17 protein-coding genes are annotated in these 22573 nt (G+C 72.5%); 13 read left to right on the forward strand and 4 right to left on the reverse strand.

Annotated elements, in window-relative coordinates; translation table 11 throughout:
- Window positions 1-55 precede the first annotated feature (55 nt).
- Window positions 56-739, reverse strand: coding sequence for an SGNH/GDSL hydrolase family protein (locus ABZ823_RS18000; protein ID WP_361660619.1), 684 nt, complete (start codon window positions 737-739; stop codon window positions 56-58).
- 140 nt (window positions 740-879) lie between these two features.
- On the opposite strand from ABZ823_RS18000, the gene ABZ823_RS18005 reads away from it, so the two are divergent.
- Entirely contained in the window at window positions 880-1860 is a 981-nt protein-coding gene (locus ABZ823_RS18005) for a WD40 repeat domain-containing protein (protein WP_361660622.1), read from the forward strand.
- A gap of 63 nt (window positions 1861-1923) precedes the next feature.
- Here ABZ823_RS18005 and serC read toward each other — a convergent pair whose 3' ends face one another.
- Complete coding sequence (serC, locus tag ABZ823_RS18010; protein ID WP_361660624.1) at window positions 1924-3042, reverse strand: phosphoserine transaminase; 1119 nt, start codon at window positions 3040-3042, stop codon at window positions 1924-1926.
- A 316-nt stretch (window positions 3043-3358) separates the two neighbouring features.
- On the opposite strand from serC, the gene ABZ823_RS18015 reads away from it, so the two are divergent.
- Window positions 3359-6322, forward strand: a complete 2964-nt coding sequence (locus ABZ823_RS18015; protein WP_361660627.1) for an FAD-linked oxidase C-terminal domain-containing protein — start codon at window positions 3359-3361, stop codon at window positions 6320-6322.
- Window positions 6323-6461: 139 nt separating this feature from the next.
- The gene (locus ABZ823_RS18020) at window positions 6462-7586 is read left to right on the forward strand and encodes a peptidoglycan bridge formation glycyltransferase FemA/FemB family protein (protein WP_361660630.1); all 1125 of its coding nucleotides are present in this window, start codon (window positions 6462-6464) and stop codon (window positions 7584-7586) included.
- Window positions 7587-7635: 49 nt separating this feature from the next.
- Here ABZ823_RS18020 and ABZ823_RS18025 read toward each other — a convergent pair whose 3' ends face one another.
- A complete protein-coding gene (locus ABZ823_RS18025) occupies window positions 7636-8592 on the reverse strand; it encodes an EamA family transporter (protein ID WP_361660810.1) in 957 nt (318 codons plus the stop codon).
- A gap of 665 nt (window positions 8593-9257) precedes the next feature.
- Between ABZ823_RS18025 and ABZ823_RS18030 the strand changes: the two genes are divergently transcribed.
- The 9 genes from ABZ823_RS18030 to ABZ823_RS18070 all read left to right on the forward strand — a co-directional run bounded on the left by ABZ823_RS18030 (window position 9258) and on the right by ABZ823_RS18070 (window position 20043).
- A complete protein-coding gene (locus ABZ823_RS18030) occupies window positions 9258-9743 on the forward strand; it encodes a hypothetical protein (RefSeq protein ID WP_361660633.1) in 486 nt (161 codons plus the stop codon).
- A gap of 429 nt (window positions 9744-10172) precedes the next feature.
- Window positions 10173-10967: a TIGR03084 family metal-binding protein gene (locus ABZ823_RS18035; protein ID WP_361660635.1), complete on the forward strand. Its 795-nt coding sequence runs from the start codon at window positions 10173-10175 to the stop codon at window positions 10965-10967.
- A complete protein-coding gene (locus tag ABZ823_RS18040) occupies window positions 10964-12655 on the forward strand; it encodes an acyclic terpene utilization AtuA family protein (RefSeq protein ID WP_361660638.1) in 1692 nt (563 codons plus the stop codon). Before ABZ823_RS18035 ends, ABZ823_RS18040 begins: the two co-directional genes overlap by 4 nt.
- On the forward strand, window positions 12652-14250 hold the full coding sequence (locus ABZ823_RS18045) for a carboxyl transferase domain-containing protein (RefSeq protein WP_361660641.1): 1599 nt from the start codon (window positions 12652-12654) through the stop codon (window positions 14248-14250). The genes ABZ823_RS18040 and ABZ823_RS18045 overlap by 4 nt, the downstream gene beginning before the upstream one ends.
- A gap of 7 nt (window positions 14251-14257) precedes the next feature.
- Window positions 14258-16099, forward strand: coding sequence for a biotin carboxylase N-terminal domain-containing protein (locus ABZ823_RS18050; protein WP_361660643.1), 1842 nt, complete (start codon window positions 14258-14260; stop codon window positions 16097-16099).
- Window positions 16100-16179: 80 nt separating this feature from the next.
- Window positions 16180-17340: an acyl-CoA dehydrogenase gene (locus ABZ823_RS18055; protein WP_361660646.1), complete on the forward strand. Its 1161-nt coding sequence runs from the start codon at window positions 16180-16182 to the stop codon at window positions 17338-17340.
- A 55-nt stretch (window positions 17341-17395) separates the two neighbouring features.
- Window positions 17396-18133: an enoyl-CoA hydratase family protein gene (locus tag ABZ823_RS18060; RefSeq protein ID WP_361660649.1), complete on the forward strand. Its 738-nt coding sequence runs from the start codon at window positions 17396-17398 to the stop codon at window positions 18131-18133.
- On the forward strand, window positions 18121-18720 hold the full coding sequence (locus ABZ823_RS18065; protein WP_361660652.1) for a TetR/AcrR family transcriptional regulator: 600 nt from the start codon (window positions 18121-18123) through the stop codon (window positions 18718-18720). Before ABZ823_RS18060 ends, ABZ823_RS18065 begins: the two co-directional genes overlap by 13 nt.
- A 306-nt stretch (window positions 18721-19026) precedes the next feature.
- A complete protein-coding gene (locus tag ABZ823_RS18070) occupies window positions 19027-20043 on the forward strand; it encodes a 2-oxoglutarate and iron-dependent oxygenase domain-containing protein (RefSeq protein ID WP_361660813.1) in 1017 nt (338 codons plus the stop codon).
- A 90-nt stretch (window positions 20044-20133) separates the two neighbouring features.
- Here the strand turns inward: ABZ823_RS18070 and ABZ823_RS18075 are convergent, their stop codons facing one another.
- A complete protein-coding gene (locus ABZ823_RS18075) occupies window positions 20134-21234 on the reverse strand; it encodes a citrate synthase 2 (protein WP_361660655.1) in 1101 nt (366 codons plus the stop codon).
- Between the two features lie 564 nt (window positions 21235-21798).
- Here ABZ823_RS18075 and pdxH point away from each other — a divergent pair.
- Window positions 21799-22437 carry a pyridoxamine 5'-phosphate oxidase gene (pdxH, locus tag ABZ823_RS18080; RefSeq protein ID WP_361660817.1) on the forward strand — a complete coding sequence of 213 codons (639 nt, stop codon included), beginning with the start codon at window positions 21799-21801 and terminating at the stop codon, window positions 22435-22437.
- Window positions 22438-22573: the final 136 nt, after the last annotated feature.

A 22573-nucleotide genomic window follows, 5' to 3' on the forward strand; every position in this document is an offset into this window, starting at 1 on the left:
GTGCAGCCGCGCAGTACAACGACACGCACGGTGACCAGGGCGCGTCGGTATTCGGTCAATCCGTTCCGGCCTCGTAAGGCTGTGCGATCCCCCACCCCTGGTACATCGCCTCCACGAACGCCTCCGCGATCTTGTGCTCGCCGCTCGCGTTCGGGTGCGTGCCGTCGTAGGTGTCCCGGTGGATGTCGTACGACGGCGGGGGCGAGGCCGCCAGAATCGGTGAGCCCGGCTCGTCGAGGTCCGTCACCGTCTTCACCAGAAGCTCGTTGAAGGACGCGACCTGGGCCCCGAACGGGGCCTCCGTCTCGGCCCGGATGTTCGGGATCACCGGCAGCATGACCATGTGGATGCGCGGGTTGGCCCGCCGGGCCTCCGCCACGAACTTCCGTACGTTCTCCGCGGTCTGCTCGGCGTTCGTGTAGAAGCCGAGGTCGATCAGGCCGAGGGAGACCAGCAGCACGTCCGCCCGTGACTCCCGTACGGCCCCGCCGATCAGCGGCGCCATGTGCACCCAGCCCTCGCCCCAGCCCGCGAGGTGGCCGCGCGGGAAGCCGGGATCGGCGTAGGCGTACGACGTGGGCGTGTCCGTGGCCTTGTCGTACAGCGTCTCGCGCGGGCCGACGAGTGAGAACGGGCCGTCGTACGTCGCGCACAGGTGCCGCCACAGCCGGTAGCGCCACGTGTGCTCGCCCGCGCTGCCGATCGTCATGGAGTCGCCTACGGGCATGAACCTGAGCATCCGCACATCATGGACGATCACCGTGGGCCGCAGGGGGGACGTATGGGGCGGGGCCGGTGTGAGGATCGACACCCCGCCCGGCGCCGGCGGCCGGACCCGCCCTGCCGCTGAACGACGGCGCCGGATGGCAGGCTTGGGGAATGCGTCGATCGCTCGCGTTCCTTGCCGGGGCCCTTCTCGTCGGTGTGTGCGCCGCGCCCGCCTCCGCCGACGGTGACGGCGGCTTCACCATCAAGGACCCCCGGATCAGCGAGTCCAGCGGGCTCGCCGCCTCGCGTCTCCACCCCGGGGTCTACTGGACCCACAACGACAGCGACGACGGCCCGTACCTCTACGCCGTGGACGGCCGCACCGGGAAGACCGTCGCCACCGTCACCCTCCGCGGCGTCGGCACGCCCCGCGACGTCGAGGCGATCTCCATCGGCCCGGGCAACGAGATCTACGTCGGTGACATCGGCGACAACTTCGGCGGCCGGTGGCCCTATGTGTGGATCTACCGGCTGCCCGAGCCGAAGGTGCTGAAGGACCAGACGGTCCGCGCCACCCAGTACGTCGTGAAGTACGCGGACGGCCCCCGGGACGCCGAGTCCCTCGTGGTGCATCCGAGGACGGGGCGGATCTACATCATCGACAAGAAGGAGGACGGCGGGCACCTCTACGAGGGTCCGGCCACGCTGTCGTCCACCGGGACGAACGTCTTCCGGCCCGTCGCCGCCGTCGACCTGTGGGCCACCGACGCCGCCTTCTCGCCCGACGGCCGACAGCTTGCGGTGCGCGGCTACTTCGGCGGTATCGCCTACGCCTGGAACAGCGGGCGGATCACACGGCAGGCCCGCCTCGACGTGCCCCTGCAAAGGCAGGGCGAGTCGGTCACCTACACCGTCGACGGCTCGAAGCTCCTGTACGGGAGCGAGGGCGGCGACAGCCCGGTGCAGCCCGGGAGCGTGCCCGGCAACCACGGAGCCGGTGGTTCCGTGTCTCCCTCGGGGAACGGCACCCCACGGGCCGGCTCGGGCAACGGCACACCGCCGACCGCCGACTACAAGGTCGGTGCCGTGGTGCTGGCCGTGGGCCTGGCGCTGGTCCTCGGCCTCAAACGGCTGCTTCGCCGGAAGCCGTAGAGACGGCCGAGGGGCGCCCGGTTCAGGATCGGGCGCCCCTTGGCGACGTGAACGGCGAGACGGTCAGAGTTTCTCGATCACATAGTCGACGCACTTGGTCAGTGCCTCGACGTCCGCCGGGTCGACCGCCGGGAACATCGCGATGCGCAGCTGGTTGCGGCCGAGCTTGCGGTACGGCTCGGTGTCCACGATGCCGTTGGCGCGCAGCACCTTGGCGACCGCCGACGCGTCGATCTCGTCGGAGAAGTCGATCGTGCCGATGACCTGGGAGCGCTTGGCCGGGTCGGCGACGAACGGGGTCGCGAACTTGACGTCCTCGGCCCAGCCGTACAGCGTCCGGGCGGAGGTGGCGGTGCGGCGGACCGCGAAGTCCAGGCCGCCCTGGCCGTTCAGCCACTCCAGCTGCTGGTCGAGCAGGAACAGGGTGGCGAGGGCCGGGGTGTTGTACGTCTGGTTCTTGCGGGAGTTGTCGATCGCCGTGGGAAGGCTGAAGAACTCCGGGACATGGCGGCCGGAGGCGTGGATCCGCTCGGCGCGCTCGATCGCGGCCGGGGAGAACACACCGATCCACAGGCCGCCGTCGGAGGCGAAGGACTTCTGCGGGGCGAAGTAGTAGACATCGGTCTCGGCGATGTCGACCGGGAGGCCGCCCGCGCCGGAGGTCGCGTCCACCAGGACCAGGGAACCTTCGTCGGCGCCCGCGACGCGCTTGATCGGCATCGCGACGCCCGTGGACGTCTCGTTGTGGGTGAAGGCGTAGACGTCGACGCCCTCCTCCGCCTCGGCCTCGGGGTGCGTTCCGGGGGCGGAGGACAGGACCGTGGGCTCGGCGAGCCAGGGGGCGAGCTTCGCGGCCTTGGCGAACTTGGAGGAGAACTCGCCGAAGCTGAGGTGCTGCGACTTGTTCTCGATCAGACCGTGGGTCGCGATGTCCCAGAAAGCGGTGGAGCCGCCGTTGCCGAGGATGACCTCGTAGCCGTCGGGGAGCTGGAAGAGGTCGCGGATCCCCTCGCGCACCTTGCCGACCAGGTTCTTGACCGGGGCCTGGCGGTGGGACGTGCCGAGCAGGGAGCTACCCGTGGCGGCGAGGGCGTCCAGCGCCTCCACCCGCACCTTGGAGGGACCCGCGCCGAAACGGCCGTCAGCGGGCTTGAGGTCAGCAGGAATCTGGATGTCAGCCACGAGCCGGAGGGTATCTCTTCGGAGAAACCGGACGGAAACGTGTCCGTTCGATGAGACGACGCCCTCCGGCCCGCGGAGTTGTGAGGAAGCACGGGGGACCCCGGCCCGCGACCGGGGATCCGCGTGGGCCCGCGCCGGGCGCGGACCGGGGCCGAAGGAGATGTGCCGGTTCTTTGTTTCCCGGGTGATGTCGCAGGCACCCGCGGTCGGGCCGTGCGCCTTCTCCTCCCGTCGGACAGCCGAGGGGACGTCCTAAGGGACGCGTCCGATGCGCCCGGGGACGGTCACTGTCCGTCGCCGGGGGCATTCTGGGAGCATGACGGATCCCGAGGAGCCGCGGCCGGGGGCCGGGGACGTGGACGCCGCCGCGCTGCGTGCGGAACTGGGCGCCGCTGTGCGCGGCGTCGTCGACTTCAGGGCGACGGCGCGGGCGCTGCACACCATGGACGCGTCGAACTACCGGCGGGTGCCGCTCGGCGTGGTCGCTCCCCGGGACGCGGACGACGTGGCGGCCGTGCTCAGCGTGTGCCGGGCGCACGCCGTGCCGGTGGTCGCCCGCGGGGGCGGCACGTCGATCGCCGGGCAGGCGACGGGCACAGGCGTGGTGCTCGACTTCACCCGGTTCATGAACCGGATCGTGTCCCTCGACCCCGAGGCCCGCACGGCGGTGGTCCAGCCCGGTGTCGTCCTGGACCGTCTCCAGGAGGCCGCCGCCCCGCACGGGCTGCGCTTCGGCCCGGATCCCTCCACCCACGCCCGCTGCACCCTCGGCGGAATGATCGGCAACAACGCGTGCGGCTCCCACTCCGTGGCCTGGGGCACCACGGCGGACAGCGTGCGCGAGCTGTCGGTGCTCACCGCGCGCGGGGAGGCGCTCACGCCGGGCCGTGCCGGGCGGGGCGCGCCCGCGGGCCTGCTGGCCCTGGCGGAAAGGGAGTTGGCGCTGCTGCGCACGGGATATCCGGTCCTCCCGCGCCGCATCTCCGGGTACGCGCTGGACGCCCTGCTCCCCGAGAACGGCGCGGACGTGGCCCGCTCCTTCTGCGGCTCGGAGGGCACACTCGGCGTGCTGACACAGGCGGTCGTGGACCTCGTCGAAAAGCCGCGCGCCCATGCCCTGGCCGTGCTGGCGTACGCGGACGAGAGCGCGGCGGCCCAGGCGGCGGCCGGACTGCTGCCGTGGGGCCCGCTGACCGTGGAGGGCATGGCCGCCGACCTCGTACCGGCGTCGGCTTGGCTGCCGCGCGGCGGCGCCTGGCTGTTCGTGGAGACGGGCGGCGCGACCCCGGCCGAGGCACGCGCGCGGGCCAGGGCGATCGTACGGGCGGCGGATGTCACGGACGCCGTGGTGGTCACGGACCCGGCCGGGCAGCGCGCGCTGTGGCGGCTGCGCGAGGACGCGAGCGGTACGGCGACCCGGATGCCCGGGGGCGCGGAGGCATGGCCGGGCTGGGAGGACTGCGCGGTGCCCCCGGCGCGCCTCGGGGAGTACCTCCGGGACTTCAGGCGCCTGCTCGCCGAACACCGTCTGCACGGGGCGCCGTACGGGCACTTCGGGGACGGCTGCATCCACGTCCGCATCGACTTCGACCTGCTCTCGCCCGCGGGCGTCACCCGCTTCCGCCGCTTCTCCGAGGAACTCGCCGCCCTGGTCGTCTCCCACGGCGGCTCGCTCTCCGGCGAGCACGGCGACGGGCAGGCCCGGGCCGAGCTGCTTCCGGCGATGTACGGCCCGGATCTGGTCGCTCTGTTCGAGCGGGCGAAGGGCGTCTGGGACCCGGACGACCTGCTGAACCCCGGGATGCTGGTCCGCCCGGCCCCCCTGGATGCCAACCTCCGGTTCGCGGTGCTGCCCCGCGAACCCGTGGACGTCTCCTTCGGCTACCCGGCGGACGGCGGCGACTTCTCGGCCGCCGTCCGGCGCTGCGTGGGCGTCGCCAAGTGCCGTACCAAGACGGTGTCCGGCGCGGGCGTGATGTGCCCCTCGTTCCGGGCGACCGGCGAGGAGGAGCACTCCACGCGTGGGCGGGCCCGGCTGCTGCACGAGATGCTGGCGGGCGAGGTGATCACCGACGGCTGGCGTTCCACGGAGGTACGGGACGCCCTGGACCTGTGCCTGTCCTGCAAGGGCTGCCGCACGGACTGCCCGGTCGGCGTCGACATGGCCACCTACAAGGCGGAGTTCCTGCACCACCACTACGCGGGGCGGCGCAGACCGGCCGCGCACTATGCGATGGGGTGGCTGCCGGTGTGGCTGCGGGCCGTCGCCCGCACGCGCACGGCCCCGGCGGTCAACGCGCTCGCGTCCCTGCGCCCGGCCGCCGCCTTCGCCAGGCGGCTGGCCGGGATCGCGCCCGAGCGGCCGATACCGCGCCTGGCACGCGAGACGTTCAGCCGGTGGTGGGGGCGCCAGGCGGCGCGGCGGGACGGCGCGGGCACCGGGGCACCCTATGGCGCACGGGTCGTCCTGTGGCCGGACACCTTCACCGAGCATCTGTCGCCGTCCGTCGGCAAGGCCGCCGTACGGGTGCTGCGGGCGGCGGGCCTGCGTGTGCTCCTGCCGCCGGTGGCGCGGGCCCGGCGCGTCCCGCTGCCCTCCCGGCACGGCCGGGTCTGCTGCGGCCTGACCTATGTCTCCACGGGCCAGCTCGACCGCGCCCGCGCCGTCATGCGCCGCACCCTCGATCTGATGGAACCGGTCCTGGCGGCCGGTCTCCCGGTGGTCGTCCTCGAGCCGAGCTGCGCCGCCGCCCTGCGCACCGACCTGCCCGAGCTGCTGCACGCCGACCCGCGTGCGGCCCGGCTGGCGGCGGCGGTGGTGACGTTCGCGGAAGCCCTGGAACGGTTCGCCCCGCACTGGACACCCCCGCCGCTGGACGGCCCGGTGGTCGGCCAGACCCACTGCCATCAGCACGCCGTCCTGGGCGACGCGGCCGACCGGCGGCTGCGCGCGGCGGCCGGCCTGACCGGAGAGCTGAGCGGCGGCTGCTGCGGGCTGGCCGGCGACTTCGGCTTCGAGAGGGGCCACTACGAGGTCTCGGTCGCCTGCGCGGAGGAGCAGCTGCTCCCGACGGTGCGGTCGGCGCCCGGGGACGCGGTGGTCCTCGCGGACGGCTTCTCCTGCCGCACCCAGCTGGAACACCTGGCGGGCCGCAGGGCGCGTCACCTGGCGGAGCTCCTGGCGGAGGGGCTGGAAACAACAAGGACAGGCCTGCGAGGAACCGAGAACGGAACCGAGAACGGAACCGAGAACGGAACCGAGAACGGAACCAGGACGTGAACCAGGGGAGGAGCCGAGCGGTGACGACCAGCGCAGTGAAATCCCCGCGGCCGGGATGAAGGCTCGACGGGTGTCCGGGAGGATCGAGGAGCGGGGGGCCCGTGCCGGTGTCACCGTGTCACTCACCGAGGAGCCCCGCATGACCCTTCACGTCCGCCCGATCTCCCGCGAGGAACACCTGGCCTTCATCACCGCCCGCCCGTCCGCCAGCCATATGCAGGTGCCGTCGTGGGGCGATGTGAAGCCGGACTGGCGGGCGGAGAGCCTCGGCTGGTTCGAGGAGGACGGCCGGCGGCCGGTCGGGGCGGGACTGGTCCTGATGCGCCCGGTGCCGAAGCTCCGGCGGTACCTGGCGTATCTGCCCGAGGGCCCGGTGATCGACTGGCACGCGCCGGAACTGGACCGGTGGCTGGCGCCGCTGCTCGCGTATCTGAGGAGCCGCGGCGCCTTCTCGGTGAAGATGGGCCCACCCGTGACCGTACGCCGCTGGAGCGCGGAGGCGGTCAAGGCGGCGATCGCGGACCCGGCCGCGCGGCGGCTGCGGGACGTCCCGGCGACCGAGGAGGAACCGGGCGCGTCCTCGGTGGCGGACCGGCTGCGCCGCATGGGCTGGCGGCAGGCGGAACCGGGCGGTGAGGACGGCTTCGCGGCCGGACAGCCCCGCTACGTCTTCCAGGTGCCGCTCGCGGGACGGACGCTGGACGACGTCCACCGCGGCCTCAACCAGCAGTGGCGCCGCAATGTGAAGAAGGCCGAGAAGGCGGGCGTGAAGGTGGTGCAGGGCGGCTACGACGATCTGCCCGCCTTCCACATCCTCTACACGGAGACCGCCGAACGCGACCGTTTCAGCCCGCGCCCGCTGCCGTACTTCCAGCGGATGTGGACCGCGCTGACGGCGGAGCACCCGGACCGCATGCGGCTCTACCTCGCCCATCACGACGGGGAGGTGCTCGCCGCCGCGACGATGCTGACGGTCGGCACACATGTCTGGTACTCGTACGGCGCCTCCACCGCCCGCAGGCGCGAGGTGCAGCCGAACAACGCGATCCAGTGGCGGATGCTGAGCGACGCCCACGGACTTGGCGCCGCCGTCTACGACCTGCGCGGCATCACCGACACGGTGGAGGACACCGACCACCTCCTCGGCCTCCTCCGCTTCAAGGTCGGCATGGGCGGGCACGCGGCGGAGTACCTGGGCGAGTGGGACTTCCCCCTCAACCGCCTGCTGCACAAGGCATTGGCCCTGTACATGTCCCACCGCTGAGGCCAACCACCGCTCGCACCGGTCGGGCCGGTCGCACCGGTCGGGCCGGTCAGGCCTCGGGTTCGGCCGGCGGTGCGGTTCGGCGGGTATGGGTCCGAACCGCGCCCATGCTCGCCGCGATCACCAGGGCGATCGCCACCACCTGTGTCGCGGTCAGGGACTGGCCGAGGACCAGGAAGCCGGCGGTCGCCGCGATCGCCGGTTCCAGACTCATCAGAATCGCGAACGTGGAGGCGGGCAGCCGTCGCAGGGCGAGGAGTTCCAGGGTGTAGGGCAGCACCGAGGAAAGCATCGCCACCCCCGCGCCCAGCCCGACCGTCGTCGGTACGAGCAGCTTGGTGCCGGACTCGGCGATCCCCAGCGGCACGAACAGCACCGCGGCCACCCCCATGGCCAGCGCCAGCCCGTCGGCCTGGGGGAAACGCCGTCCGGTACGGGCACTGAAGACGATGTACGCCGCCCACATCGCGCCCGCCGAGAGGGCGAAGGCGACACCGGCCGTGTTCAGGTCGCCGAAGCCTCCGCCGCCCAGAAGGAAGACCCCAGCGAGCGCGAGACCCGCCCAGACCAGATTCACCGCGCGGCGGGAGGCGAGCACGGACAGGGCCAGCGGGCCGAGGACCTCCATCGTCACGGCGAGGCCCAGCGGAATGCGGTTCACGGCCTGGTAGAAGAGGCCGTTCATCGCGGCCATGGTGGTGCCGAAGACGACCACCGTGCCCCAGTCGGCGCGCGAGTGCCCGCGCAGCCGGGGCCGGCAGACCAGAAGCAGTACGACGGCCGCCACGACCAGCCGCAGGGTGACCACGCCGAGCGCACCGGCACGCGGCATCAGGCTCACCGCGAGCGCCCCGCCGAACTGCACGGAGACGCCTCCCGCGAGCACCAGCCCCACGGGCCCGAGACCGCGTCGGCCCGGCCCGCCGCGCGCCGACGGCGCGAACTCGGTCGCGGTCGCGGTCGCGGCCGGGGCCGGGGAGGAGGGGGCGGTGCCGGCGGGGTTCACGGGGCCTTCCAGGGGACTCGACTCGATATGTGCAGTGTGCTGCACCTAAGAGTCCAGGGTAGTAGACCCAACCAGGTGTGTGAACCCTTGACGAATCCGTCCCCGGAGGCCGCTTCCTGGCCATTGCTGGGACACGGTGGAACGCGGGGGGGCTGGTGTCAGCCCCGTGCCCTGACTACCTGCCCCCGGCGCGCGGCCGGACCGTCCGCTGGGGACACGAAGGAAACCGCAGGGTGGATCGACCTCATCGGCGCTCGGGCTCCCTGTTGTGGCATTCGAGTGGTTGCGCAGAACGCGCAGTCGGGTGAGGGCCGCGCACGGCCGCAGCGAGGGCACCCGGCACCTCCTGAGGTCAGCGAGGTAGACGGGCGCAGCACCGCCTTGCGAGCCGATCACTACATGTAGTGGCTGGATTGCGACAGCGCCCAGACGTTGTGGTCCCCCCGGCCTTCGGGCCCTGGGGCCCGCCCGACGTCCGGGGGCGTACCAGCGGTGAGCCGGAGCTGAACCATCCGCCCGCCGACGTCGGCTGCCGCCGTGGGGGCGCGACCGCGGCTGCTGACCCCGGTGGGCAAGAGTTGATCATCCCGGCACCAGTGCAGAGAACGGTCGTTGTACTCCGTGACGCACGGTAGGCGTCAGACCCCCAACCTTCAGGAGGCACCATGCGCGTACTGCCCCAGCTGACAGTCACTGTCACCGGGATCGGGGCCGCTCTGCTGTTCACCGCCGGGGTCGCTTCGGCTTCCGGCATGCCGTTGACCCAGGCCGAGGCGGAGGTGCGACTGATCCCCAACGGCATCACGGCGACATCCCCCGGGGGCTGTACCGACAAGAACAACCCGAGCTGCGTCTCGTACGAGGGGATCCTCAGCAGCACGGTGGACGGGGTGATCAACCTCAAGAAGGCCAGCGGCGTCGCGAGCCTCGTCGTCATGGGCGGCACAGAGGTCGGCCACGGGGAAGGCGAGAAGTACAGCCACGCCAACGGCTACAAGATCGACCTCCGGCCCAGCCCCGCTCTCAACGGCTACATCAAGGACACCTTCCAATACGTCGGCCTCCGTGGCGATGGCTTCCCGCTGTGGAAGGCCCCGTCAGGCGACCTGTACTGCGACGAAGGCAGCCACTGGGACATCATCTACTTCTAGTCCCCGGCTACGCCGCACACCTCGTGTGGGCGCATGTGTCCGGACGGTCTCATGAGTTCCACGGACGCACCCGTGTGCAGCTCACGAACCTGTGCCCGGGTCTCACGACGAAGCCGCAGGTGTCACCGCGCGTGCGCGCATGACGCTGCGCGAGCAGTGCACGAACCGAGCGATCTGCCCCGATCCCCGGGGCAGGTCCTCGTAGGCGCGCCCGCGCCACGGGACGGTCCCGCTGCGAGTCCAACGGCGACGCACCCGGGTCGAGTTCACGGCTCCGCACACCGACCACCTCCCATCACTCACAGTAGCCATGCGCGTGTGAGTCGTGGCGGAGTTGTGGAAAACAAACTCATGCAAGCATGCTTGCTTGTTTCGGCGTCCACTGCCATGCTCCCCACGCACACCGCCGTGCCCCGAGGGGAGCGCATCGTGTCCGACGTGTCGTCAGTGATCGACGATCTGGGCCGGGAGAGCGAGGAACTCGACCGGCTGGTCGCCGAATTGGGGGAGGAGCGCTGGGCGCTCGCCACGCCCGCCCAGGGCTGGACCGTCGCCCACCAGATCGCCCACCTCGCCTGGACGGACCGGGCCGCCCTGGTGGCCGTCACCGAGCCGGAGGCGTTCGCGGCGGAGATCGACAAGGCGCTCAAGTCACCCGACACCTGGGTCGACGAGGCCGCCCGCGAGGGCGCGGCGCTGCCGCCCGCGCGGCTGCTCGCCGAGTGGCGCGAGAGCCGTGCGGCGCTCGGCAGGGCCCTGCGCGAGGCACCGCCCGGCGTCCGTCACCCCTGGTACGGCCCGCCGATGTCAACCGCCTCCATGGCCACCGCCCGTCTCATGGAGACCTGGGCCCACGGCCTGGACGTGGCGGACGCGCTCGGTGTCCCGCCCACCCCGACCGCCCGGCTCCGGCACATCGCCAGACTCGGCTGCCGTACCCGCGACTTCGCCTACGCGGTCCATGGACTGCCCGCTCCCGCCGAGCCGTTCCGGGTGGAACTCTTCGGACCGTCCCAGGACGTGTGGACGTACGGCCCCGACGACGCTCCGCAGCGCGTCACCGGCCCCGCTCTCGACTTCTGCCTCCTGGTCACCCAGCGCGCGCACCGCGCCGATCTCGCCCTGCGTGCCGAGGGCCCGGACGCCGACCGCTGGCTGGACATCGCGCAGGCCTTCGCGGGCCCGCCGGGCACCGGTCGACCGCCGAAGGGGGCGAGGGCGTGAGGCCCCTGCGCATAGGCAACGCCTCCGGCTTCTACGGCGACCGCTTCGACGCCCTGCGCGAGATGCTCACCGGCGGCCCGCTCGATGTCGTCACCGGCGACTACCTGGCCGAGCTGACGATGCTGATCCTCGGCCGTGATCGCCTCAAGAACCCCGCCGGGGGTTACGCCCGCACCTTCCTGGGCCAGCTGGAGGAGTGCCTGGGGCTCGCCCGGGAGCGGGGCGTGCGGATCGTGACGAACGCCGGAGGCCTCAACCCCGCCGGACTCGCCGACGCCGTACGGGAGCTGGCCGACCGCCTCGGCATCCCCGTCCGGGTGGCGCACGTCGAGGGCGACGACCTGACCGCCTCCTACCCCGGAGCCCTCGCCGCCCACGCCTACCTCGGCGGTCACGGCATCGCCGCCTGCCTGCGCGAGGGCGCCGACGTCGTGGTCACCGGGCGTGTGACGGACGCCGCGCTGGTCACCGGGCCCGCCGTCGCCCACTTCGGCTGGACGGCGGACCAGTACGACCGGCTGGCGGGAGCCGTGGTCGCCGGGCACATCCTGGAGTGCGGGACGCAGGCCACCGGCGGCAACTACGCCTTCTTCACCGAGCACGCGCCCGCGACTCTGCGTCGCCCCGGCTTCCCGCTCGCCGAACTGCACGAGGACGGCAGCAGCGTGATCACCAAGCACGACGGCACCGGCGGTGTCGTCGACGTCGGCACGGTCACCGCACAGCTGCTGTACGAGACCGCCGGCGCCCGGTACGCGGGCCCGGATGTCACCGCCCGTCTCGACACGGTCCGGCTCACCCGGGAGGGGCCCGACCGGGTGCGCGTCGAGGGCGTGCGCGGGCAGGCGCCGCCCCCGACGCTCAAGGTCGGCCTGAACCGGCTCGGCGGCTTCCGCAACGAGGTCACGTTCGTGCTGACCGGGCTCGACATCGAGGCCAAGGCCGCGTTCGTGAAGGCCCAGATGGAGGCGGCCCTGGAGGCGGCCAAGTCCCCGCCCGCGCAGGTGCGGTGGGACCTCGCCCGCACCGATCACCCCGACGCGCCGACCGAGGAGACGGCGAGCGCCCTGCTGCGGCTCGTCGTGCGCGACCCCGCCCAGGAGGCGGTGGGCCGGGCGCTCAGCGGCGCCGCGGTCGAGCTGGCCCTCGCGAGCTACCCCGGCTTCCATGTGATCGCACCGCCGGGAAAGGGCTCCCCCTACGGGGTCTTCGAAACGGCACTTGTGGAACATGACGCCGTCGATCATGTGGCAGTGCTCCACGACGGGCGACGGATCCCGGTGTGCCCGGCCCACGACACCCGCGTACTCGATGACGTGCCGGAGCCGGCTCCGCCCGCACCGCCGCCCCCGGGCCCGACCCGCCGGGCGCCCCTCGGACTGGTCGCCGGGGCCCGAAGCGGCGACAAGGGCGGCGATGCCAACGTCGGGGTGTGGGTACGCACGGGCGCGGCCTGGCGGTGGCTCGCCCACACGCTCACCGTCGACCGCTTCCGCGCACTCCTGCCGGAGACGGCGGGCCTGCCCGTCGTACGTCATGTCCTGCCGAACCTTCGTGCCCTGAACTTCGTCGTCGAGGGCCTCCTCGGCGAGGGCGTCGCCGCGCAGCACCGCTTCGACCCGCAGGCCAAGGGCCTGGGCGAATGGCTGCGTGCCCGACACCTGGACATACCGGAGGACCTGCTGTGACCGTCGTTGCCTCGGCCCTGGACACGGGCGGCCCGGAGTACCGGGCCAACCGCGAGGCCATGCTCGTCAAGCTCGCGGAGCTGGACGCCGAACACGCCAAGGCGCTGGCGGGCGGTGGCGAGAAGTACGTCGAGCGGCACCGCGGGCGGGGCAAGCTCCTCGCCCGTGAGCGGATCGAGCTCCTCCTCGATCCCGACACCCCCTTCCTGGAGCTGTCGCCGCTGGCCGCCTGGGGCAGCGACCACACGGTGGGCGCCTCGCTGGTCACCGGCATCGGTGTCGTCGAGGGCGTCGAGTGCCTGATCACCGCCAACGACCCCACCGTGCGGGGCGGCGCCAGCAACCCGTGGAGTCTGAAGAAGGCGCTACGGGCCAACGACATCGCGCTCGCCAACCGGCTGCCCTGCATCAGCCTGGTGGAGTCCGGGGGCGCGGATCTGCCGTCGCAGAAGGAGATCTTCATCCCCGGCGGCGCGATCTTCAGGGATCTGACCCGTCTGTCCGCCGCCGGTATCCCCACGGTCGCCGTCGTCTTCGGGAACTCCACCGCCGGAGGCGCCTACATCCCCGGGATGTCCGACCACGTGATCATGGTGAAGGAGCGGGCGAAGGTCTTCCTCGGCGGACCTCCGCTCGTGAAGATGGCCACCGGCGAGGAGAGCGACGACGAGTCCCTGGGCGGCGCCGAGATGCACGCGCGCGTGTCGGGCCTCGCGGACTACTACGCCGTCGACGAGCAGGACGCTTTGCGCCAGGCCCGCCGGGTGGTCGCCCGGCTCAACCACCGCAAGGCGTACCCGGATCCGGGCCCCGCGCTCCCTCCCAAGTATGACGAGGACGAACTCCTCGGGATTGTGCCGGGCGACCTCAAGGTCCCCTTCGACCCGCGCGAGGTCATCGCCCGGGTCGTCGACGCCTCGGACTTCGACGAGTTCAAACCGCTGTACGGGACGAGCCTGTGCACCGGATGGGCGACCCTGCACGGCTACCCGGTCGGGGTGCTGGCCAACGCCCGGGGAGTGCTCTTCAGCGAGGAGTCCCAGAAGGCGGCCCAGTTCATCCAGCTGGCCAACCAGCGGGACATCCCGCTGGTGTTCCTGCACAACACCACCGGCTACATGGTCGGCAGGGAGTACGAGCAGGGCGGCATCATCAAGCACGGCGCGATGATGATCAACGCGGTGTCCAACAGCCGGGTCCCGCACCTGTCCGTGCTCATGGGCGCCTCCTACGGGGCGGGGCACTACGGCATGTGCGGGCGGGCCTACGATCCGCGCTTCCTGTTCGCCTGGCCCAGCGCGAAGTCCGCCGTCATGGGCCCCCAGCAGCTCGCCGGTGTGCTGTCGATCGTCGCCCGCCAGTCCGCGGCCGCCAAGGGCCGGCCCTACGACGAGGACGCGGACGCCGCACTGCGCGCGATGGTGGAGCAGCAGATCGAGTCCGAGTCCCTGCCGATGTTCCTGTCCGGGCGGCTGTACGACGACGGGGTCATCGACCCCCGCGACACCCGCACCGTGCTCGGCCTGTGCCTGTCCGCGATCCACACGGCGCCCTACGAGGGCGCCCGTGGTGGGTTCGGCGTCTTCCGGATGTGAGGGCCCCGTGATCGATTCCGTTCTGGTGGCGAACCGCGGCGAGATCGCCTGCCGCATTGTCCGTACCTGCCGAGAGCTGGGCATCCGTACCGTCGCCGTGCACTCGGACGCCGACGCGAAAGCGCTCCACGCGCGCGTGGCCGACGCGGCGGTACGCCTGCCGGGGGCGGCGCCCGCGGACACGTATCTGCGCGGCGACCTGATCGTGCGGGCGGCCCTCGCGTCCGGCGCCGACGCCGTGCACCCCGGGTACGGCTTTCTCTCCGAGAACGCCGGCTTCGCGCGCGCGGTGCTCGGCGCGGGCCTGAAGTGGATCGGCCCGCCGCCGGAGGCGATCGAGGCGATGGCCTCCAAGACGCGGGCGAAGAAGCTGATGGGCCTCGAACCCCTGGCCACGGTCACGGCCGCGGACCTGCCCGTCCTGGTCAAGGCGGCGGCCGGCGGCGGCGGACGCGGCATGAGGGTCGTACGGGACCTGGCCGGCCTGGACGCAGAGCTGACCGCCGCCCGCGCCGAGGCCCTCGGCGCCTTCGGCGACGACGAGGTCTTCATCGAGCCGTACGTGGAGGGCGGACGCCACGTCGAGGTGCAGGTCCTCGCCGACACCCATGGAACGGTGTGGACGCTCGGCACCCGGGACTGCACCCTCCAGCGGCGCCACCAGAAGGTGATCGAGGAGGCACCGGCCCCGGGCCTGGCGCCCGAACTGGCCGACTCCCTGTGCGCGATGGCCGTACGGGCCGCCCGTGCCGTCGACTACGTGGGCGCGGGCACCGTGGAGTTCCTGGTCGCGGACGGCCGGGCGCACTTCCTGGAGATGAACACCCGGCTCCAGGTGGAACACCCCGTCACCGAGGAGGTCTTCGGGATCGACCTGGTGGCGCTCCAGATCCGGATCGCGGAAGGCGCCGCCCTAGACCGCGAACCCCCACGCGCGCGCGGCCACGCGATCGAGGCCCGCCTCTACGCGGAGGACCCGGCACGGGGCTGGGCCCCGCAGACGGGCACTGTGCACCGCCTCGACGTGCCGGGCGTGCGCCTGGACGCGGGGTACGCGGACGGCGACACGATCGGCGTCCACTACGACCCGATGCTCGCCAAGGCGGTCGTCCACGCCCCCACCCGCGCGGAAGCCGTGCGGAGGCTCGCGGGCGCCCTGGAGCGGGCCGAGATCCACGGCCCGGTGACCAACCGGGACCTGCTCGTACGCTCCCTGCGGCACGAGGAGTTCACGGCGGCCCGTATGGACACCGGCTTCTACGACCGCCATCTGCCCGGGCTGACCGAGCCCGCCCCCGACCCGTATGCGCCCCTGGCCGCCGCCCTCGCCGGCGCGCACGGCCGATCACGGTTCGGCGGCTGGCGCAATCTGCCGTCCCAGGAGCAGGTCAAGCGGTACCTGGTGGCGGGCGAGGAGCACGAGGTGCGCTACCGGCACACCCGCGAGGGCCTGACAGCGGACGGGGTGCGGGTCGTGCACGCGGACGCCCGGCTCGTGGTTCTCGAAGTCGACGGTGTACGGCGGAAGTTCGAGATGGCCCGGTACGGCGACCAGGTGTACGCCGGACCGACCGCCCTGACCGCTCTGCCCCGCTTCCGGGAGCCGGCCGCCGACCACGCCCCCGGCTCCCTGCTCGCGCCGATGCCGGGAACGGTCGTGCGCGTCGCCGAGGGTCTGGCCGTCGGATCGGCCGTACGGGCCGGGGAGCCCCTGCTCTGGCTGGAGGCGATGAAGATGGAACACAAGATCACGGCCCCGGCCACAGGAACGGTCACGGCCCTCCACGCCACCCCCGGCGAGCAGGTGGAAGTCGGTGCGTTGCTGGCAGTGGTGCACAGCCCGGAGTAAGGACGCGCCCCTCCGGGGGCGGGGAAACCGCAGCGATCCACCCGAACGGACCGCACTCGGCCGACAACCAGGAGGCCCCTGTGAATGCCGCCATGGAAACCGAAGAGCACAAGGCACTCCGCTCCGCCGTAGCCGCCCTCGGCACACGCTACGGCCGCGACTACCTCACCACGGTGATCGCGGAGAGCCGCCACCCCACCGAACTCTGGTCCGAAGCAGCGAAACTCGGCTATCTCGGCGTCAACCTCCCGGAGGAGTACGGAGGCGGAGGCGGCGGCATCGCCGAACTGTCCATCGTCCTCGAAGAGCTCGGCGCCGCGGGCTGCCCCCTCCTCATGCTGGTCGTCTCACCGGCGATCTGCGGCACGGTCATCGCCCGCTTCGGCACCACCGCCCAGAAGGAACAATGGCTGCCGGGCCTGGCGGACGGCACCCGCACCATGGCCTTCGGCATCACCGAACCCGACGCCGGCTCCAACTCCCATCGCATCACCACCACGGCCCGCCGCGACGGAGCCGACTGGATCCTCAGCGGCCGCAAGGTGTTCATCTCCGGTGTCGATGTCGCCGACGCGACCCTGATCGTCGGCCGCACCGAGGACTCCCGCACCGGGAAGCTCAAGCCCTGCCTGTTCGTCGTGCCGCGCGAGACGCCCGGTTTCCTGCGGCGCCCGATCGACATGGAACTCCACAGCGCGGAGAAGCAGTTCGAGCTGACCCTGGACGACGTACGGCTCCCCGCGGACGCCCTCGTCGGCGACGAGGACGCCGGGCTGCTCCAGCTGTTCGCCGGTCTCAACCCCGAACGCGTCATGACCGCGGCCTTCGCGATCGGCATGGGCCGCTACGCGATCTCCCGGGCCGTCGCGTACGCGCGCGACCGCACCGTCTGGAAGCAGCCCATCGGCGCCCACCAGGCCATCGCGCATCCCCTCGCGCAGGCGCACATCGACCTCGAACTGGCCCGGCTGATGATGCAGAAGGCCGCCTTCCTGTACGACTCCGGCGACGACATCGCCGCGGGGGAGGCCGCCAACATGGCCAAGTACGCGGCGGGAGAGGCCTGTGTCCGGGCCGTCGACCAGGCTGTGCACACCCTCGGCGGCAACGGCCTCACCCGCGAGTTCGGGCTCGCCTCGCTCATCACGGCCGCGCGCGTGTCCCGTATCGCCCCGGTGAGCCGGGAGATGGTCCTCAACTACGTCTCCCACCAGAGCCTCGGCCTGCCGAAGTCGTACTGAGACGTGTTGCGAAAGTCCCACCGGAGGAACGTCCGCCGGCACCCGAGGAGCAGCCGTGACCGAACCCGTCCGTGCCACGAACCACCGCGGCGTCACCACCCTCACCCTCGACTCGCCCGACAACCGCAACGCCCTCTCGGCCGAGCTGGTCCAGGGCCTGACGGACGCGCTCACCCGCTGCGGTGAGGACCACGACGTACGCGCCGTCGTCCTCACCCACACCGGCAACACCTTCTGCGCGGGCGCCGACCTGCGCGACCCCCCGCACCCCGACGCGCTGGTCGGGCTGCTGCGGCAGATCGTCGAGCTGCCCACACCCGTCGTCGCCCGGGTCACCGGACACGTACGGGCGGGCGGCCTCGGCCTACTCGGCGCCTGCGACATCGCGGCCGCCTCCACCGGCGCCACCTTCGCCTTCACCGAGGTCCGCATCGGTGTGGCGCCCGCCGTGATCTCCCTGCCCCTGCTGCACCGCACCGACCCCCGCGCCCTCGCCCGCTACTACCTCACCGGTGAACGCTTCGACGCCGCCGAGGCCGTGCGCACCGGACTGCTCACGGCCTCGGGCACCGACGTCGACGAGGTCCTCGCCCCCGTGCTCGACGGACTGCGCCGGGCCTCGCCGCAGGGCCTGGCCGAGACCAAGCGGCTGCTCACGGCTACTGTGCTGGAGACCTTCGACCGGGACGCGGCCGATCTGACCGCGCTCTCGGCCCGGCTGTTCGCCTCCTCGCAGGCCCGCGAGGGGATGACGGCCTTCCTCGAGAGACGGGATCCCGCATGGGTGGTGTGAGCACGGCCGAACGCGTCCCCAAGCAGGACCGCAGCAGGGCCACCCGGCAGCGGCTCCTCGAAGCCGCGGTGGCGTGTCTCGCCGAGCACGGCTGGGCGGGCTCCACGGTCTCCGTCGTCGCCGAACGCGCGGGCGTCTCCCGCGGTGCCGCCCAGCACCACTTCCCGACCCGGGAGGACCTGTTCACGGCAGCCGTCGAGTATGTGGCCGAGGAGCGCTCCACGGCTCTGCGGGCGCTGTTCCCGCAGGGTGCCGCCGACCGCCGAGCGGTGGTCGCCGCCCTCGTCGACCTCTACACCGGCCCGCTGTTCCGCGCCGCCCTGCACCTGTGGGTCGCCGCCTCGGACGAGGACCAGCTGCGCCCGCGGGTGACGGAACTGGAGGCCCGCGTCGGCCGTGAGACGCACCGCATCGCCGTCGACCTGCTGGGTGCCGACGAGTCCCGGCCCGGGGTGCGGGAGACGGTGCAGGGCCTGCTGGACATGGCCCGCGGCCTGGGCCTCGCGAACCTCCTCACGGACGACGCCGCCCGTCGGGAACGGGTGGTGGCGCAGTGGGGGGCGCTGCTGGAGGACGCACTCGGCTGAGCCGGGGGAAGCGGGCACCGGGGGTGCGGCCCAGGTGCACCCGGACGTGCCCCAAGGGACCCTGGGATGTGACCGAGGAGGCACCGGGAGCGCGGCAGGGGAGCGTTACTCTTGCCGCATGCTTCCGATGCTCGTGCGACGCCGACACGTGGACTACGTGCGCGTGACGAGCATGGGCTGTCCGCGTTCTGCCTGACGGCGATCCGCCTGATCCAGCCCCCTCTTCCTCCCTCCCGTGGCACCCAGGGGCTCCGCCCTACCCTCGGCGGCCGCTCCGTGCCCCCGTACACCCTGCGGACGCACTCCATGACGAACCCGTCGTACGACCAACTCCCGATCATCGACCTGTCCGACGCCGACCGCGGACCTGAGGCCCGGGCACTCTTCCACGCGCGGCTCCACGGCGCCGCCCACGACGTGGGCTTCTTCCAGCTCGTCGGGCACGGAGTCACCCGGGCCGAGACCGAGGCCCTGCTCGGCGCCATGCGGGCCTTCTTCGCGCTGCCCGAAGCGGACCGCCTCGCCCTCGACAACGCGAACTCGCCCCACTTCCGCGGCTACACGCGCATCGGCGACGAGCGGACCGGCGGCGCCCGCGACTGGCGCGACCAGCTCGACATAGGCGCGGAACGTCCCGCCCGCGCCCCCGGCCCTGGCGAGGCCGCCTACTGGTGGCTCCAGGGCCCCAACCAGTGGCCCGCCGCCCTCCCCGAGCTGCGCACCGCCGCCCTCGCCTGGATCGACCGGCTCAGCGGGGTCGCCCAGCGGCTGCTGCACGAGCTGCTCACCGCGATCGGCGCGGCCCCCGACTTCTACGATCCGGTCTTCGGCGACCGCGCCCACCCGCACCTCAAGCTGGTCCGCTACCCGGGCAGCGCCGACGACGGCGCCGACCAGGGGGTAGGCGCGCACAAGGACTACGGCTTCCTCACCCTGCTGCTCCAGGACCGGGTCGGCGGGCTCCAGGTGCACCGCGAGGACGGGCGGTTCCACGACGTGCCGCCGCTGGAGGGTGCGTTCGTGGTGAACCTGGGCGAACTGCTGGAGGTGGCCACCAACGGCTATCTGCTGGCCACCAACCACCGGGTCGTCAGCCCGCCCGGTGCCACCGAGCGGTTCTCCGTGCCGTTCTTCTACAACCCGCGCCTGGACGCCCGTATCGAGCCGCTGCCCTTCCCGGGCGCCCCCACCGCACCCGGCATCACCGCCGACCCGGCCAACCCGCTGTTCGCCGAGTACGGCTACAACGAGCTCAAGGGCAAGCTCCGGGCCCACCCCCGCACCGCCGAACGCCACCACACGGCCCTGCTCACACCGGCCTGACCCCGCCCCGCCGGACCCGGCCCCGGCACGACGGCGAACCGGCCGCCGGCGTGGGCGCGTACGCCCACGGCGGCGGCCGAGAGGCACGGTTCAGCGGGCGATGGCCGCGTAGCCCTCGATCTCCCGGGGGCTGCGCGGGCCGGGCCCCACATAGCGGGCGGAGGGGCGCACCAGGCGGCCCGTGCGCTTCTGCTCCAGGATGTGCGCCGACCAGCCGGCCGTCCGGGCGCAGGTGAACATGGACGTGAACATGTGTGCGGGGACCTCGGCGAAGTCCAGGATGATCGCCGCCCAGAACTCCACGTTCGTGGCGAGGACACGGTCGGGGCGGCGGTTGTGCAGCTCCTCCAGGGCCGCCTTCTCCAGCGCCTCCGCGATCTCGAAGCGCGGAGCGCCCAGCTCCCGGGCGGTGCGGCGCAGCACCCGCGCCCGCGGGTCCTCGGCGCGGTACACGCGGTGCCCGAAGCCCATCAGCCGCTCGCCCCTGTCCAGGGCCTGCTTGACGTAGGCCTCCGCGTCCCCGGTCCGCTCGATCTCCTCGATCATGCCGAGCACACGGGAGGGGGCGCCGCCGTGCAGCGGCCCGGACATGGCGCCCACGGCGCCCGAGAGCGCGGCCGACACGTCCGCGCCCGTGGACGCGATCACCCGGGCCGTGAACGTAGAGGCGTTCATGCCGTGCTCGGCGGCCGAGGTCCAGTAGGCGTCGACGGCCGCGACGTGCTTGGGGTCGGGCTCGCCCCGCCAGCGGATCATGAACCGCTCGACGACGGAGCGCGCCTTGTCGATCTCCCGCTGCGGCACCATCGGCAGCCCCTGGCCACGGGCCGACTGGGCGACGTACGACAGCGCCATGACGGCCGCGCGGGCGAGGTCCTCGCGGGCCTGCTCGACGTCGATGTCGAGGAGCGGTTTCAGGCCCCAGACTGGGGCGAGCATGGCGAGCGCCGACTGCACGTCCACCCGGATGTCGCCGGAGTGCACCGGGATCGGGAACGGCTCGGCGGGCGGCAGCCCGGGGTTGAAGGCCCCGTCTACCAGCAGCCCCCAGACGTTGCCGAAGGAGACGTGGCCGACCAGTTCCTCGATGTCGACGCCCCGGTACCGCAGGGCACCGCCCTCCTTGTCGGGTTCGGCGATCTCCGTCTCGAACGCGACGACTCCCTCGAGCCCGGGTACGAAGTCGGACATCAGGCGGCTCCTCGTGATGTGTGCGGCGCATGTGGTCGGTGGGATCCCCGTCGACCCCGGTCCCCGGCCCGGTGGGACGGCTCGAGCGGAGGACGGCGGCTGCGGGAAAGGGTGGCCGCCCTGGTTCCACGGTCCTTCACGGTCGTTCTCGAAGACTCGCGGTCCAAAAACGGTCACTTCGGTGATGCCCCGATCGGCAGGCGGTCACCCCAACCGAACGGCACCTGCACGATATCCCCGGGTGTCACCTTTGGGGAGAGCTTGCGGCACTCAGTGCCACGCAGTGATGAACGACACCCCCGCCGACAGCCGTGGTCCATACGGCAAGATGACGGCGTGACCGACCGCCGCCCGGACGAACCGGCATCCGAACCCGCACCCGACCGCGCAGCCGAAGCCGGATCCGAATCCCCTGACCGGCCCTCCGTCTCCCCCGCCGAGGCCCTCTCCTGCGCAGAGGCCGCCGCAGCCGCGGCCGCGAGCGCCGCGGAACCCGTCCTCGAACCCATCGTCGAACGCGCGGCCGAAGGCCCCGCCGAGGACCTGGCCCACAACCCGGCCGAGATGCGGGCGCACTACCGCGCCGAGGGCCTCGACGAGACGTCGCTCGCCGCTCACCCCATGGAGCAGTTCGCCCGCTGGTTCAAGCAGGCCGCCCAGGCCGCCATGGCCGGGATGATCTACGAGCCGAACGCGATGGTCGTCTCCACGGCGGACGCGGACGGCCGCCTCAGCGCGCGCACGGTCCTCATGAAGCAGTACGACGACCAGGGCTTCGTCTTCTACACCAACTACGACTCGCGCAAGGCCCGGGACCTCGCGGCCAACCCGCACGTCTCCCTGCTCTTCCCCTGGCACCCCATGGCCCGCCAGGTCATCGTCACCGGTACCGCGCACCGCACCGGCCGCGACGAGACCGCCGCCTACTTCCGCACCCGCCCCCACGGCTCCCAGCTCGGCGCCTGGGCCAGCGCCCAGTCCTCGGTCATCCGCACCCGGGCCGAGCTCGACGCCGCCTACGCGGAGCTGAGCGCCCGCTACCCGCAGGACTCCCAGGTCCCGGTCCCGCCGCACTGGGGCGGCTTTCGCGTGGTCCCGGAGACCGTCGAGTTCTGGCAGGGCCGCGCGAACCGCCTCCACGACCGCCTCCGCTATGTCGCGGAAGCCGGCGGGACCTGGCGGGTGGAGCGGCTCAGCCCCTGAATCCGCCCCCGAACGCAGACGACCCGCGAGCTCTGGTCCTCCGCCTGACGGCGGAGAAGCCGGCCGGACGTACCGGCGAGCTCGCGGGTCGGGTGACTGCGTTGGATTAGGCCGGCTGCACGTATCGCGTACGCGC

Source organism: Streptomyces sp. NPDC047079 (assembly GCF_040643755.1).
Taxonomy (GTDB): domain Bacteria; phylum Actinomycetota; class Actinomycetes; order Streptomycetales; family Streptomycetaceae; genus Streptomyces.